At 42.8% G+C, this 15,582-nt stretch carries 12 protein-coding genes; 7 read left to right on the top strand and 5 right to left on the bottom strand.

All coding sequences use genetic code 11. The annotated features are described in order from the left end of the window. Window positions 1-40: 40 nt before the first annotated feature. Window positions 41-253, top strand: a complete 213-nt coding sequence (locus tag D1013_RS16750) for a hypervirulence associated TUDOR domain-containing protein (RefSeq protein WP_121850778.1) — start codon at window positions 41-43, stop codon at window positions 251-253. Here D1013_RS16750 and D1013_RS16745 read toward each other — a convergent pair. Further along, on the bottom strand, window positions 250-1,341 hold the full coding sequence (locus tag D1013_RS16745; RefSeq protein WP_121849919.1) for a DNA topoisomerase IB: 1,092 nt from the start codon (window positions 1,339-1,341) through the stop codon (window positions 250-252). The genes D1013_RS16750 and D1013_RS16745 overlap by 4 nt on opposite strands. A 10-nt stretch (window positions 1,342-1,351) precedes the next feature. Next, a complete protein-coding gene (locus D1013_RS16740) occupies window positions 1,352-1,786 on the bottom strand; it encodes a hemerythrin domain-containing protein (protein ID WP_121850777.1) in 435 nt (144 codons plus the stop codon). A gap of 324 nt (window positions 1,787-2,110) precedes the next feature. On the opposite strand from D1013_RS16740, the gene D1013_RS16735 reads away from it, so the two are divergent. Further along, window positions 2,111-2,317 carry a hypothetical protein gene (locus D1013_RS16735; protein WP_121849918.1) on the top strand — a complete coding sequence of 69 codons (207 nt, stop codon included), beginning with the start codon at window positions 2,111-2,113 and terminating at the stop codon, window positions 2,315-2,317. 19 nt (window positions 2,318-2,336) lie between these two features. After that, entirely contained in the window at window positions 2,337-3,017 is a 681-nt protein-coding gene (locus tag D1013_RS16730) for a head GIN domain-containing protein (protein WP_121849917.1), read from the top strand. 52 nt (window positions 3,018-3,069) lie between these two features. On the opposite strand, the gene D1013_RS16725 is transcribed toward D1013_RS16730, so the two are convergent. Genes D1013_RS16725 through D1013_RS16715 form a run of 3 tightly spaced genes read right to left on the bottom strand, consistent with a single transcriptional unit; the run spans window position 3,070 to window position 8,793 of the window. Beyond that, entirely contained in the window at window positions 3,070-6,198 is a 3,129-nt protein-coding gene (locus D1013_RS16725; RefSeq protein ID WP_121849916.1) for an efflux RND transporter permease subunit, read from the bottom strand. 22 nt (window positions 6,199-6,220) lie between these two features. Next, window positions 6,221-7,417, bottom strand: a complete 1,197-nt coding sequence (locus tag D1013_RS16720) for an efflux RND transporter periplasmic adaptor subunit (RefSeq protein ID WP_121849915.1) — start codon at window positions 7,415-7,417, stop codon at window positions 6,221-6,223. 14 nt (window positions 7,418-7,431) lie between these two features. Beyond that, window positions 7,432-8,793 carry an efflux transporter outer membrane subunit gene (locus D1013_RS16715; RefSeq protein ID WP_225621413.1) on the bottom strand — a complete coding sequence of 454 codons (1,362 nt, stop codon included), beginning with the start codon at window positions 8,791-8,793 and terminating at the stop codon, window positions 7,432-7,434. Between the two features lie 342 nt (window positions 8,794-9,135). Between D1013_RS16715 and D1013_RS16710 the strand changes: the two genes are divergently transcribed. The 4 genes from D1013_RS16710 to D1013_RS16695 all read left to right on the top strand — a co-directional run bounded on the left by D1013_RS16710 (window position 9,136) and on the right by D1013_RS16695 (window position 15,484). Further along, a complete protein-coding gene (locus tag D1013_RS16710; protein ID WP_121849913.1) occupies window positions 9,136-9,549 on the top strand; it encodes a hypothetical protein in 414 nt (137 codons plus the stop codon). 144 nt (window positions 9,550-9,693) lie between these two features. After that, the gene (locus tag D1013_RS16705; RefSeq protein WP_121849912.1) at window positions 9,694-10,776 is read left to right on the top strand and encodes an efflux RND transporter periplasmic adaptor subunit; all 1,083 of its coding nucleotides are present in this window, start codon (window positions 9,694-9,696) and stop codon (window positions 10,774-10,776) included. A gap of 21 nt (window positions 10,777-10,797) precedes the next feature. Then, complete coding sequence (locus tag D1013_RS16700) at window positions 10,798-14,043, top strand: efflux RND transporter permease subunit (protein WP_121849911.1); 3,246 nt, start codon at window positions 10,798-10,800, stop codon at window positions 14,041-14,043. Further along, entirely contained in the window at window positions 14,033-15,484 is a 1,452-nt protein-coding gene (locus tag D1013_RS16695) for a TolC family protein (protein WP_205601255.1), read from the top strand. The genes D1013_RS16700 and D1013_RS16695 overlap by 11 nt, the downstream gene beginning before the upstream one ends. Window positions 15,485-15,582 lie beyond the last annotated feature (98 nt).

Below are 15,582 nucleotides of genomic sequence, written 5' to 3'. Positions count from 1 at the left end.
TTCGAGAGGGTTAAGTACGATTTTCATGAAAAAAGTAAAGATGATACAGAAAGGAACAGAAGTAGAATGGAAGTGGGGTAACGGTACTGCCAAAGGTAAAGTAGAAGAAACCTATTCAAAGGAAATTACCAAGACCATCAAAGGGAACAAAGTTACCCGCAAGGGTGAAGAGGGTAATAAAGCATTGTATATTAAACAGGATGATGGTGACTATGTGCTTAAGAGCGAAAGTGAAGTGAAAAGGGCTGATTAATCTTTGAAACCCGATAACGGATCAAATTGTTCGATTCTTTTGAGAATGGCCTTCTCGGATGCTGAAAAATATTGTGAGCTGCGACATCTATCGGCGCGCTTAAAACTATCTTGTAGCAGGCCATTTTCATAATCGCTTACCAATAAGGGATGCACATAGTACTTTCTACATACATTTCTGGTGTTGCCCAAGGCGTCCGCTGCTGCATCAAAACCTGTAAGTACATTTTTATGAATTTCCTTTTCATTTTCCGGTAGCTCGAGATGCATTAGGGTGTCAAAAAATACGACGGAGGCTGCCCATGTTCTAAAATCCTTAGCAGAAAAAGAATAACCGCTAATATCTTTTATATAGCTATTGACCATTTCGCTGTCTACCGTCTGCCGCTCTCCATTATCGTCAAAGTATTTAAAAAGTTCCCAGCCAGGTATTTCTTCGCATTTGTTGATGAGCTTTATGAGCCTTTTGTTCTTAAGGGTGATTTTGTGCTCTTTCCCTTTTTTTCCCATAAAATGAAACCTAATGCCATCTTTATAAACTTCCACATGCTTTTTTCGCAAGGTTGTAAGACCATATGATTTATTTCTACGGGCATATTGCTCGTTACCGATTCGAATATGGGTCTCTTCCATCAGTTTGATGATTAAGGCCATCATCTTACTTTGCGGCCACCCTCGTTGCCTTAAGTCTTTTTCAATCTGCTTTCTGATGCCCGGAAGCGATTTGGCAAAAAATGCCATTCTATAAAACTTGGTCTGATTTCTGACCTTGGTCCATAGGTCATGGTAACGATATTGCTTTCTTTGCTTTTCGTCTGTGCCAATGGCTTGCAAGTGACCATTTGCCAAGTGAGTGATTCGAACATCTTGCCAAGCGGGCGGAATCACCAATTTTTGAATGCGTTCTAATTGTTCTTTTTGGGTCAATGGCCCCTTCGATGAGAGGTAAACGAAATCTTTCTGCTGCTTTTGTCTGGTAATTGAAAGGTGTTTTTCGGTAACGTACACCAAGTCGATATGTTCGATAGCCGTTTCGGGGGTCTCGATCAATTGCTGAAGCAGCTTTCTGTCAACTGATTTAACGGCCATCGAACTGTAATTACCTATTTTCTTCCATGTGACTCTGATAATCTTTGGCCAAATCGGTCTTGTTGCGGGTAGAGAATACTTTTCCGGCAACTTGAAAAAATTGATGCTCTTCGTCTTCCAAATGGTGTTCTACTTTGTGTTGCAGGTCTTTTGCAATTTTCAACCAAGCTGAAGACGAGTAATCGGTTTCTTCTAACTGCTCAATTAGCTCATCGATTTCGTGGTGTTCGGCAATACCATGTCTGGCCAAATCTTGAGTGTTGTCAACATCTATTAAAGGTTTATAGAAGTATCGTTCTTCAGCATCGGCATGTACTTCTAATTCTGTTTTCAATTTTTTGAAGATTTCATCTCTCACCTTGGTGTCGCCAGAAGTGTCGACTAGTTGCTCTAATAGGGTTCTTTGAATGTCGTGGTCTTGTCTAAGTGCTTCAAAAATATTCATGGTTCCAGATTTTAAAATGATATGATACTGAAAATGGTCCCGACAATTGAAGTGCGCCGAAACCATTCTCTAACAACCAACCAAACTATTTGTAAATGTTTTTTTCTAACTAACTACATGTCAAAAGTAGATAAGAACGGCGCTCCGTTTTTGCTCAATCAGAAAATTGGTTGACTGTATAATTTCTACAAGTGAATAACTAAGATACCTTAATTATATAGGTCTGGGAAAAGGCCTAAAAACTGTGTTAGCTTACACATCAAAAAGACCACTAATTTTTTCAAAAGCACCAAGGCCTGTGGTGTAAAGAAGGTATTTTGCGACATGGAAATTTTAAAAGATGAAAAGGCTATGAAACAAGGTCATGAAAAAACAGAATTTATAAAAGAAGAGGGTGATACCCATGATCAATACATTCTACAGAAGAATACTAAAACCAAAACCGGTATTTACATTATAGCGGCATTTCTGATACTCTTGATTGTAGGTATAATTGTATCGGCCGTATTCTTTGGTTCTCCAGAAGCATAATAATCTAACACCGAACAATATGAAAAGGTTAAGTATATATCTTGTGTTGAGTCTATTGACCATTTCAACAGTCGTGGCTCAAAAGACTACTATTGATTTAGAAAAATTTGTTGAACTCAAAGCTTATGATCGAATTAATGTAACATTGATTAAATCAGAAGTAAACAGGGCCATTATTACAGGTGACGATGCCGATGATGTGAGTATTAGTAATGATAACGGACTTTTGAAAATTAGAATGGAAGTTCAGGATTTTTTAGATGGAAACGAAACGAATGTCGAACTGCATTATACCGAAGAACTTGGTTTGGTTGATGCCAATGAAGGTGCCAAAATAGTTTCCGAAGGTATTTTAGGAAATAGATTTATCAAGTTGAGAACCCAAGAAGGAGGTCAAGTAAGAGCTTCTGTAAATACTAGAAATTTAGATGCCAAAGCTATTTCTGGTGGAAAAATATGGGTTACGGGAAAAGCGCCTAACCAAGAGGCATCCATTCGTTCGGGAGGTGAATATCATGCCAAAGAGCTAGAAGCCAATCAAACGGAAGTAACGGTTTTCGCAGGAGGAAAGGCTTTCGTTAATTCAAAGGAATATGTTGAGGCCAATGTAACTGCTGGCGGTTCCATAGAGATATTTGGTAATCCTGATCAAATTGAACAGGATAAAACTTTTGGTGGTTCCATTGTCGTTAATAAATAGGGCTACCCATCATTTGGTAAAAAGTAAAACCGGGCCTTCTTGGCCCGGTTTTTTATTGTCCTAGAACATCTACCTGCCTAACGGTACGCCCTTTTTGAATCATTAATCGAGCATCCTCTAGAGTGAGATAGAGGCAAGGTACGATCACCAAGATAATCGCTGTCGCAAAAACTATCCCGAAACCTAACGAGATTGCCATGGGTATCAAGTGAAATGCTTGACTGCTGGTTTCTAAAATAATTGGTGCAAGACCCCCAAAAGTGGTCATGGTGGTCAGCATAATAGGCCTGAACCTTCTTAGCCCCGCTTCATGAATCGATTTGTAGATGGCATCACCTTCTTTTCGCCTTTTATTGGCATAATCGATCATGATAAGGGAGTCGTTAACAACCACCCCTGAAAGAGCGATGACCCCCATAAGACTCACAAGCGATAAATCGTACCCTAAAAGTATATGGCCAATAACAGCGCCCACGATGCCAAAGGGTATCGCGGTCATCACAATCAGTGGTTGTATGTAACTACTAAAGGCAATGGCCAATAGGGCATATATCAATAGCATGGCAATGGCGAAGCCGGCCTTCAGCGTATTGGTGCTCTCTCGCATATCGGCCTGGCTTCCTTCAAAGCTCCAGGTTAATCCGGGAAAATCGGCTCTCAGCTGAGGTAAGGTCTCATTTTGCACCGATTCGATGACCCTACCAACGGTATTGGCAGGCTCCACATCCATACCCACATTAACCACCCTTCTACCGTCTCTTCGGTTGATACTGGTAAAGGCCTCTCTTTGTTCAACCTCGACCACATCCATTAACGGGACTTCGATTCCACTAGGAGTTCGGATTAGAAAATTTTCCAGATTTTTAATGTCCTTCCGTTCTTCTAAAGGCAGTTTGACCCGCACTTCTATTTCGTTCATTCCCCGTAACTGACGCATCGCCAAAGCACCAAAAAAGGCATCCCTGACCTGTCGCCCTACTTCATCGGACGTAAGCCCAAGGTTTCTACCTTGTGGTAAGAGCTTAAAATCGTATTGTAACTTCCCCTTATTGTAATTGTCGGTTACGTCACGGGTATTGCTAAAACTTTTCATACGCTCAACGAAAGCGGCACTGGCCTTTTCCAATACTTCTATATTAGAGTGGCTCAGGTCGACACTGATGGCTTGCCGGGCACCGCCTGGCCCCCTTTCGGCTTCAAAAGTAATCTGGTCGACCCCTTCAATATCACCGATATTGTCGCGCCAAAGCGCAATTACTTCGCGGGCTGTTATATCTCTCTGATCGGGGGGCAGCATGACAATTTCAACGTCAATAAAGTTTTGTCCCCTAACATTGGTTTTGATTCCTTCGGCAACCTCATATAAATTATGTTCTTCGAACATTCGCTGGGTAGCTTGTGAAATATCATGAGCCACTTTGGCAGCTTGGTCGGGGGTAGTGCCAACGGGCAACCTAACACCCGCCTCTATTTCATCGGCCGCTACTTCGGGCATCATAATAAGACCCATGTGCCCGCTGTAACCAAAACCGCCGACTACCAATAGAAGGGCCAAGGCGGCACAAAGAGTTATGTACCTGTATTTAAGACATAAATCGAGAAACGGGCGATACTTATTTTCAACGAAGCTATCGAATCTGTTCGCGAAAGAGCGTTGCCAACCTTCCAACTTTTTGACATACTTGTTCTTGTTTTCTTCTTTTTTTAAATGGGCCAAGTGGGAGGGGAGAATGAACAAAGCTTCCAGTAAAGAGACGGCCAAAATAACAATGACCACAGCCGGCAGCGGTTGCCAAAATTTACCGGTTTCCCCAGGCATAAAAAGCAGGGGTACAAAGGCGATAATGGTCGTAACAATACTGAACAGTACGGGCGAGGCCACATCTTTGGTTCCGGCTATGGCAGCTTTCATGGGACTGAGTCCCTTCTGCCGATATTCATACACATTTTCCCCCACTACAATCGCATCATCAACCACTATACCTAACACCACTAGAAATCCGAACATGGAAATCATGTTCACACTGATGCCGATTAAAGGCAGTAGAATCATACCACCAATGAAAGAAACGGTCATACCCATCATAACCCAAAACGCTAACCTGTATTCTAGAAATAGGGTAAGAATGACCAATACAATGATTATGGCCAGAACCCCATTTTCGGTCAATAGTGAAAGTCGTTCCCGGTAATCGGCCGCCCTGTTGCTATCGGTTCTGTATTTTACCCCTGGGGGTAGTTGGTAGTCTTTTAAAAGGTTTTCTACGGCATCGGCAATTTCAAGAGGGGACTGGTCTCCAATTCTAAAAATTCGAAGTTCTACATAGTTCTCTTGGTTGAACTGACCATGAAAACCAATTTCTTCAAAACCATCGGTAATGGTAGCAATGTCTTTCAGGGCCACTTTAGCTCCTGCATCGGAAGAAACAACGGTAATATTACCATACTCTTTGGCCCATTGTTTTCTTTCCTGCATTCTTAACAAAATCTCACCACCTCGGGTCTGCACCGCCCCAGCGGGAACATCGTTGCTGCTTTGCCTTATAATATCGGCCACTTGGCCTAGTGTAAGATTGTATTTTTGAAGGTTGCTTCTAGGGATTTCAATATGGGTTTCGTAATCGGGTACGTTTCCTAATTCGACCTGGGTAATTTTAGGGTTGTTCAAAAGGATGGTACGCAATCGTTCGGCCAGTTGTCTGAGAGTCCAAATATCAGTTTGTCCGTAAAGCCCTATTTGTAATACATCGCGCTGTCGCGATTGCAGTCGAACTTCGGGTCTTTCGATATCGTCGGGAAAAGTACGTATGCGGTTAATGGCCTGATCAATATCCTGAAATGCTTTCATGCGTTCGGTGCCGGCTACCAACTCAATACTAATTTCAGCCGAACCTTCCCTGGCTTCTGATACGATTTCCTTGATGCCCTGAACCGCCCGAACCGCCTCTTCTACGGGCTGTAGCACTCCTTGTTCGACTTCGGCCGGGCTCGCACCGGGGTACACTACCGATACTTCTACAAAGTCTAACTGAAACTCGGGAAATACCTCTTTTTGAATATGGTACATGGTAAAAAGACCCCCACCTAAAAGAACGATCATCAGTAGATTGGTGGCGATGGAATTTCGCGCCATATAGGAGATGGCTCCTTCTTTTCTCGGTTCTTTATTCTCGTTTTCCATAGCTGTTCTTTAAATCGTGCAATTACTGTTCTTCACCTTCTGACGAAGTGCGTAAACCTATGCCATTGGTTACCGTGCTCAGGTCTGTGATCACTACTTGGTCACCCGCGGCCAGTCCTTCACTGATATAGGCATATTCATCGTCGTTCAATACGATTTCTACTTTTCTTATTTCCAGTTTTTCATCTTTCATCACCCAAACGGTTTCGTTGCTACGAATGAAATCCCTATCCAACCGAATTACGTTCTCAATGGGTTTGGCCTGAATATTAACTTCGACAAAGGTGCCTATCATCATTTTCGGTAGGTCTTTGTTTTCCGATTGTGTGGCCAATGGATCAGGCACTTTCACCAATACCCTGGCTAACCGGGTCTGGCCGTCCAGAGCACCTATTTGCCTATCAAGAAAACCTTGTCTTTCTGCATCGGCTGTCCACGCCGTAGGGTTCGTAATTCTAACTTGGGCACCTTTTTCTGAAGAGCCATCGTTAAAACTGAGCCATTGTAGTTTATTGACGGGAACGGTTGCGGTTACCCAATAAAAATCCGTTCCAACTATTCGGCCTAAGTCATCGCCGGGCGCCACTTGAGAACCATTCGTTACATTTTGGTTCAATATATGGGCATCGAAAGGAGCCCTGATCGTGGTTCTCGCAAGATTTAATTCGGCTTGGCCAACAGCGGCTTTGGCGGCCCCAATGTTGGCCTTCACCGCATTGAGCTGGGGCTTTCGAAGCACCAATTGCATTTCTTCTTCAGATAAAGGACTCGATCCAAAAAGTGAATCGTTCGATATCAGTTGAAGGTCTTGCTCGGCTATCTGCTGTCGCCCCATTTCGGTGGTCAACGAAGTTTGTGCTTGCATGAGCTCACTTTTGCGTAGTTCCAGCGTATTTCTATAATCTGCGGGGTCGATTTGTAATAAAACTTGGTTCTTTTTTACATATCCACCAGGGGTGAAAGCTGGATCTCTTCTTGTAACTTGTCCTGGAACCAATGGGCTCAGAGTGACATCTTCGACCGGTTGAACCGTTCCTGTGGCCACAATTACCGGTTCGTAAGTGCCTTTTTCGACATTGAGTACATCTACCAACATAGCCGTTTCTACCGAAGCGCCTTCGCGTTCAGCTTCCGGCTCGGTGAAAAAAATCAAGGTGGTTAGTAAAATTCCTCCTCCGAGAATGGCCAGGCAGATGTATAGAATTTTTTTATTGCTCATATGGTATTCCGTTCTTAGTTGTTCAGTTCTCTTTCTGTTTCAAAGCCTCCGGCAAGGGCGCGATATAGCCCGATTCTAATTTGGACCCTTCTTAATTGTGCATTGACCAGATCTCTTCGCAATTGTTGTTCTTGATCGAGCCCTAACAAAACATCGAGGTAAGGACTAAAGCCATTTAAAAATTCAACCCTTAGTTGCTTATTGCTTTTTTCGGCCAATTGTAGTTGTCTCGTGATGTTTTCGACCCTTTCTTCTTGTCTAATATCTTGAACCATACCATTTTCAACCTCCTGAAAGGCTATCAACGTGGTTTGTCCATATTCATAAAGTCGTTGTTGCTTAATGGCTTCGGTACGTTTAGCTTCTGCATTCAACCGGCGCCCATAGAACAAGGGGGCCAAAATATTTCCGGCCAACGAGTAGGCCCAGTTGTCGAAAAGATTGTCAAAATTATTGGAACGTAACTGACCCCTGGCCCCGACCGACAATCTTGGGTATTTATTTCTAACGGCCGAGGCCATATCACGATCTGCGGCCAAAAGTTGGGTGTATGCCTGCTGAATATCAGGCCTTCTTCTGACCAACTCTAAAGGCAAACCTGTTTGAGGAAGTTCGTTTATTTCAGGAAGCTCCGTTGCGGTAAATAAATTATCGCCCTTTGGCTGCCGCCCCAACAGCACCGATAGTTGGTTTTCAAGCAAACTGATATTGGTTTCAAATATAATCTGCTGTTCTTTGGTGCTTTCCAATAACTGCGCTTGCCTAAGAATATCAACGGCCCTAATCTGACCACCGACAAATCGTGAGCGAATCAATCGAATAATGTCTTCATTGGTGGCAATCTGACTTTGGGTTATTTGTAGTTGTTTTTTGGCAGCTTGAAGTTCGTACCAAGTAGAGGCAATTTCAGCGGATAGAGAAATGGCTGCCGATTTGTAATCGAAAAGGCTGGCCTCGGCGCGAAACTTTTCGGCTTGCACCGCTGTTCGAATCCGGCCCCATAAATCGACCTCATAACTGGCCGACAACCCCAATTGTGTGTTTTCTCCCCCGACAAAATCCGGCTCGGGAAGGTTAATGGCCGTTTGGGCAGATGCATCTACTTGTGGCCATTTATCGGCAGCCTCTCTTATGACTGTAGCTTTGGCAGCTATAAATTGTTGCCATGTAGCCGCTAGATTAAAGTTTGATGTCAAGGCGCTATCGATTGCACGATTGAGTTGATCATCTTCAAAAACCGTCCACCATTTGTCAGGAATAACTTCTTGCCCGTTCTCGGAGAAGGGAGTAACGTTTTCAATGGGTAAATCAACGTTGGAAATCTTGGGAGCGCATCCTACCAAAAAAAACAGCAAAGCTACCTTAGCCCCTCTCATTATTAACTTTTGGTAATATTTATAATGGAGGGATTGGTACATTTTCTTTGGCTTTTAGGTTTGGTAGGCTGAACTGGTCAATTCAATACCTTCTAAAATAGCCGATTTCGTGTTAATTAAGTATTAATAAAAACTTAAAGGTTGACTTGATTGATTTGGGAGTCCATAAATACTATAATATTATTTTGAGAATTTCATCTGTGAAAATGCCATATTGGTGCATATACGGAATGCATTTGGTCTAGACTACAGCACCGGTTATAGATTCGAAATAGGGTTTTAACTAAATTTAACACCGATACGTTGTACACTATTCGACCGTACTCTACTTTTGGCACCCGAATGAGAGGAGTTTTTAATAAACATTTGGTTCTTACCTTTTTAATCTTCTTGGGTTTTTTCTCGCAAGCCCAGGCCTCATCATTTGTTGTATTACCCGATAATGTTTGTGAAGTTCTTATAACATCAAACCAAGAACTTCAAGTAAATCAAGAAGTAAGGGGAGTCAATCAAGAATCACCTTGGACCAAGTTTTTCGCCGAAGTTTCAGATGTTGAAGAAGAAATTGAGGAAGAAGAATCTAAAGTTCAAGATTCGAAAGATGGTCTGAATGTCTTTTCGGCTGCTTTTATCTATGCACAAATTTGCGTTCAGCTCTACCTTAACGGTCAGAAAGAGCTTAACGATTACGAGGCACAGCCTACCCTTGTGCCCTCTGTAGATCTTTACAAAAGGTTTCAGGTATTTAGAATATAATACCCTTTCTACACACTTTCGGCTCCACTCCACACGGGGCCTAAGTTTTTCAACAATACGCTAAAATACTGATAAGCTCAATGGCTTTGCCATTGGTGCTCATCACATTAATCCACACAAACCAATATTAATAACGTTTAAACTATGAAGAATATCCCTGTATTCATCATTTTGTGCGCACTCTTGGCACAAATTGGCTGTAAATCAAAAGAAGAAGCCAAACACCACGACACCAAATTTTTAGTGACCAGCCCAATTCAGAAAGACACTTCTATCACCAAAGATTATGTGGCTCAAATACATTCAATTCGGCATATCGAGTTGAGGGCACTTGAAAAAGGCTACCTCAAAGAAATTCATGTAGATGAAGGTCAATATGTTCAAAAAGGGCAAAAGATGTTCAATATAATGCCCAATGTTTACCAGGCCGATTTGCAGAAAGCGGAGGCCGAAGCAAAAATTGCAGAAATTGAACTTAATAACACTCAGCTTTTGGCAGACGGCAATGTCGTTTCAACCAACGAGCTTTCAATGGCCAAAGCTACTTTAGAAAAGGCCAAGGCTGAAGTTAGCCTTGCCAAAACCCACTTGGGTTTCACCGATGTGAGGGCTCCTTTTGATGGTATTATGGACCATCTTCATGTGAGGGAGGGTAGCCTTTTAGATGAAGGCGAGCTTTTAACCACGCTTTCCGATAACTCGCAAATGTGGGTTTACTTTAATGTGCCGGAAGCAGAGTATCTAGATTATATTATGAGCAAAGACAAAGACGAGAAGAAATCGGTCGGTCTTCTGCTTGCTAACAACAAGCCTTTTAACCAAAAAGGTATTGTTCAGACCATTGAGGGTGAATTTAATAATGAAACGGGAAATATTGCTTTTAGGGCCACTTTTCCTAATCCTGATAAAATACTGCGTCATGGCGAAACGGGAAGCATTCTTATGACCATACCGTTTAAAGATGCACTCATTATTCCTCAGAAAGCCACTTTTGAAATTCTCGATAAAAAATATGTCTTCGTCATAGATAAAGACAATGTGGTACAGCAGACCGAGGTTTCGGTCGCTGCCGAACTTCCCCACTTGTTCGTTATAAGCAACGGGCTAAAACCCGAAGATAAAATATTACTGGACGGTATACGAATGGTCAAAAACCAGGAAAAGATCCAAACTGAATTTGCAGAGCCAAATGAAGTTATTCCCAAGTTGGCCGTATACGCCGAATAATAAGAATTAATTCAAGATATTATGTTCAGTAAGTTTATCAAGAGACCGGTCTTGGCTATTGTCATATCGGTAATAATAGTATTTGTGGGGTTGCTTTCCATTAAGCAACTTCCTATTTCACAGTTCCCCGAAATTGCGCCTACCACGGTCAATATCTTCATCGCCTATCCGGGGTCGAGTGCAGACGTTTTGGTTAAATCGACTCTTATTCCTCTCGAAACGGCCATTAACGGTGTTCAGGGAATGAGGTATATCGCCTCAGATGCCACCAGTGCAGGGGAGGGTACCTTGCGTATTATTTTTGAACCTGGTACGGATCCCAACCAAGCGGTCGTCAGGGTCAAGACAAGGGTGGATCAAGTAATGCCACTTTTACCTGAATTGGTTCAGCGTGAAGGGGTCATTATCACCCCGGTACAGCCGAGTATGCTCATGTACGTAAACCTGTACAGCGACAATGCTGATGACCACGAGCTTTTTCTTTACAATTATGCCTACACCAAAATGATTCCTGAAATTCAGAGAATCAACGGAATCGCTAGCGCACAAATATTGGGCAGCCGTAAATACGCGATGCGAGTGTGGTTGAAACCGGACCGAATGAGGGCCTATAATGTTTCGGCAGAAGAGATATTAGAGGCTATGGAGGAACAAAGTATTCTGGCTAGGCCCGGTAGAATTGGCCAAAGTTCAGGTAAAACTTCCCAATCCCTTGAGTATGTTTTAATGTACCAAGATAGGTACGATGAGCCCCAACAGTATAAAGACATCATCATTAAGGCCAATGAAGATGGAGAGTTATTGAAACTTGGAGATTTGGCCGAGGTGGAGCTGGGTAGTGAATTCTTCGATATTTATTCGAACCTCGATGGTAAGCCATCGGCTTCGATAGTATTAAAACAAACTTTTGGCAGTAATGCGAGTGACGTCATCGATGCCGTGAAGGATAAATTAGCGGAGCTGGAAGAAGACCTTCCCTCTGGTCTTGATTATAAAATCAGTTATGATGTATCTAATTTCTTGGATGCTTCCATTGAACAAGTGCTTCATACGCTTAGAGATGCCTTTATTTTGGTGGCTATTGTGGTGTTCCTATTCCTAGGTGATTGGCGTTCCACTTTAATACCGATTATAGCAGTACCCGTATCGTTGATAGGCGCCTTTTTTGTCATGCAGATTTTTGGTCTTTCCATCAATTTGATAACCCTCTTCGCATTGGTATTGGCCATCGGTATTGTGGTCGATGATGCCATCGTAGTAGTAGAGGCGGTACATGCCAAAATGGAAGAAAAACATATTGGCCCCTTCGATGCCGTTAAAGTGGTTGTCAATGAAATTGGTGGGGCAATTATCGCCATTACCTTGGTAATGGTTTCGGTATTTATACCAATTGCGTTCATGACCGGTCCTGTGGGGGTTTTCTACCGTCAATTCTCCATCACGATGGCAGGTTCCATTGTTATATCTGCGGTCGTGGCCCTTACGTTAACGCCGGTTCTGTGTGCCATGATTTTAAAGAATAATCACGGCAAAGAGAGAAAGAAGTCCCCTTTGGATAAATTCATCGATTGGTTTAACCGCGGTTTTGAAAAGTTGACGGGTAGATACGGTAGAGTGCTTGACCGAATCGTTGCCCGACGTCTTTTGACTTTTGGAATACTTATCGCTTTTTGTGCCGGTATCGTTTTTACAAACGAAACCTTGCCTGCCGGATTTATACCCAATGAGGATCAAGGTATGATTTACGCGATTATACAAACACCTCCAGGATCAACGCTTGAACGTACCAATGATGTTGCCCGAAAGTTGCAACAAATATGTGAGGAGACAGAAGGGGTTGAATCGGTATCCTCTTTGGCTGGATATGAGATTATGACCGAAGGTCGAGGTTCCAATGCCGGTACTTGTTTGATCAACCTGAAACCTTGGTCCGAAAGGCATCATTCCGTACATGAAATCATGGAAGAATTGGAAGAGGAAACCAAAGACCTTGGTGCCGTTATCGAATATTTTGAACCACCTGCAGTACCTGGTTTTGGTTCTTCAGGAGGTTTTTCCCTTCGTTTGTTGGATAAAACCGACGGAACCGATTATCACGAGTTTGAACGCATCAACAACAATTTTATGGATGAGCTTTCAAAGCGTGAGGAAATTACGGGTCTGTTTACCTTCTACTCAGCCAATTATCCGCAATACGAATTGAAAATCAATAATAAGATTGCCATGCAGAAGGGTGTCAGTATTGACAAGGCCATGGAGAACCTGAATATATTGATCGGTAGTACCTACGAGCAGGGATTCATCCGCTTTGGTAGATTCTTTAAAGTATACACCCAAGCCGCGCCCGAGTATAGGGCCTTACCATCCGATTTGGAGAAATTGTTCGTGAAGAACGAAGAAGGAGAAATGGTGCCTTATTCCGCTTTCATGACTATGGAAAAGCGTTTGGGCCCCAACGAGATTACCCGTTACAATCTTTATAATTCCGCATCTATTAGGGGGCTACCCGCTAAAGGCTTCACAAGTGGTGATGCTATTCAGGCCATTAATGAGGTGGCAGAAAAAACCCTTCCACGAGGGTATGATGTTGATTGGGAAGGTTTGTCGTATGACGAAGCCAAACGAGGGAATGAATCGCTGTACGTATTTATTGTGGTATTGATATTCGTTTACTTCGTGCTCGCTGCACAATACGAAAGTTTCCTGTTGCCCTTTGCAATTTTGCTTTCTCTTCCTGTAGGTATTTTTGGATCCTTCGTAATGCTTAAGGGGATGGGGCTGGCCAATGATGTATACGCTCAGATAGGTCTTATCATGTTGGTAGGTCTTCTCGGTAAAAATGCCGTGTTGATCGTTGAGTTCGCCGTTCAAAAAAGAAGACAGGGCAGCACTATTCTTGAGGCCGCCATCGAAGGGGCCAAAGTAAGGTTCAGGCCTATTCTCATGACGTCTTTTGCATTTATCGCGGGGCTTATTCCTTTGGTAATAGCTCATGGAGCAGGTGCCATTGGTAACCGTACCATTGGAGGTTCGGCCATGGGCGGTATGTTAATGGGTACTTTATTTGGGGTTCTTGTCATACCAGGCCTGTACTACATTTTCGCTAAAATGGCAGACGGTCGTAGCCTAATTAAAGGTGAATCAAACGAGCCGGTATCCGAAGAATTTATCCGGTTGAGCGAATCGGAGAGCAAGACCAAAGCTGCCCTTAGGGAAATGAAGAAACTCTTGAAAAAATTAACCAAAAGAAAAGACGATGAAAATTAATTTAACCGATAACACCCGTATGACGAAATACATTTTAGGGGGTACTTGTTTTCTCTTAATGATTTTTTCGTGCGTACCTAGTAAACCCTTGGCCGAAAGCAAGGTGCAGTTGCCGGAAAGCTTTACCGAGCTGGAAAGCGATACCGTAAACAGTGCCCGATTAGAATGGCGCGACTATTTTTCAGATCCTCAACTGATTTCATTGATAGATAGCGCATTGGCTAAAAACCAGGAATTGAACATATTGATGCGCCAAATCAATATTGCGAATAATGAGATTTCAGAGAGAAAAGGTGAGTACCTACCGTTTGTTGGCGTTAGGGCTGGTGTCGAAGTTGAAAAAGTGGGAGAATTTACTCGCTCTGGAGCGGTCGAGAAGAATTTGGATATTAGGGAGGGTGAAGAATTTCCCGAACCCTTAACCGATTATTCAGTAGGTCTTTTTGCGACTTGGGAACTGGATATCTGGAAAAAACTTCGCAATGCAAAAAAGGCTGCGGTATTCGAATATTTGGCAACCGTTGAAGGTAAAAACTTTATGGTCACCCAATTGATTTCAGAGATAGCGGAAAGTTATTTTGAACTTTTGGCCTTAGACAATCAATTAGACCTTATCGACCAGAACTTAGAAATTCAAGATAATGCCCTAAAAATGGTGCGACTTCAAAAGCAGGCCGCACGAACCACTGAATTGGCCGTACGTCGATTTGAAGCGGAGGTTCTTAAGAACCGAAGCCATCGGTTTGAAGTCAAACAGCGTATTATAGAGGTCGAGAATGAAATCAATTTATTGGTAGGTAGAATTCCAGAGCCCATTCAGCGTAATTCGAGTGATTTGCTACAAAGGCAAATCGACACATCATATGCCGGTGTGCCTTCGCAACTACTTCAGAATAGGCCTGATATTATAAAAGCCGAATACGAACTTGCCGCTGCCGAATTGAGTATAAAAGAGGCGAGGGCAAATTTCTTTCCCTCCCTTGAACTGAATGCAGGGGTAGGACTTCAAGCGTTCGATACCCAATTTCTGACCTCTACCCCCGAATCGTTGATATATTCGGTAGTAGGCGATGTTGTGGGCCCATTGATTAACCGTAGGGCAATCAAAGCTCATTACAATAACGCCAGCGAACGCCAGGTTCAGGCCGTTTTTGAATATGAAAAGGCCGTTCTGCAGGGTTATGTTGAGGTGGTCAACCAACTGTCTAAACAAGACAATTTGAAGAAAAGTTATGATTTGAAATCCAAACAAGTGGATGCGCTTAACGAAACCATTGATTACTCAACCCGATTGTTTAGGTCGGCTCGTGCAGAGTACATAGAAGTTTTATTGGCGCAACGGGAAGCTTTGGATTCTAAGATGGAATTGGTGGAAACCAAGAAAGAACAACTGATTGCCAGGGTGAATTTATACAAAGCCCTCGGCGGCGGTTGGAATTAGTTTTATTGAGGGTTATTTTAAAATCCGGTTTGTTATGCAAACCGGATTTTTTTGTTTCATGACATCTATTTAAAATATGATTGGTGCCGTTTGACCGA

It is taken from the genome of Euzebyella marina (genome assembly GCF_003687485.1).
Classification (GTDB): Bacteria; Bacteroidota; Bacteroidia; order Flavobacteriales; family Flavobacteriaceae; genus Euzebyella; species Euzebyella marina.
Note: the sequence above shows the minus strand (reverse complement) of the source record. Positions and strands in the feature narration are given on the sequence as shown.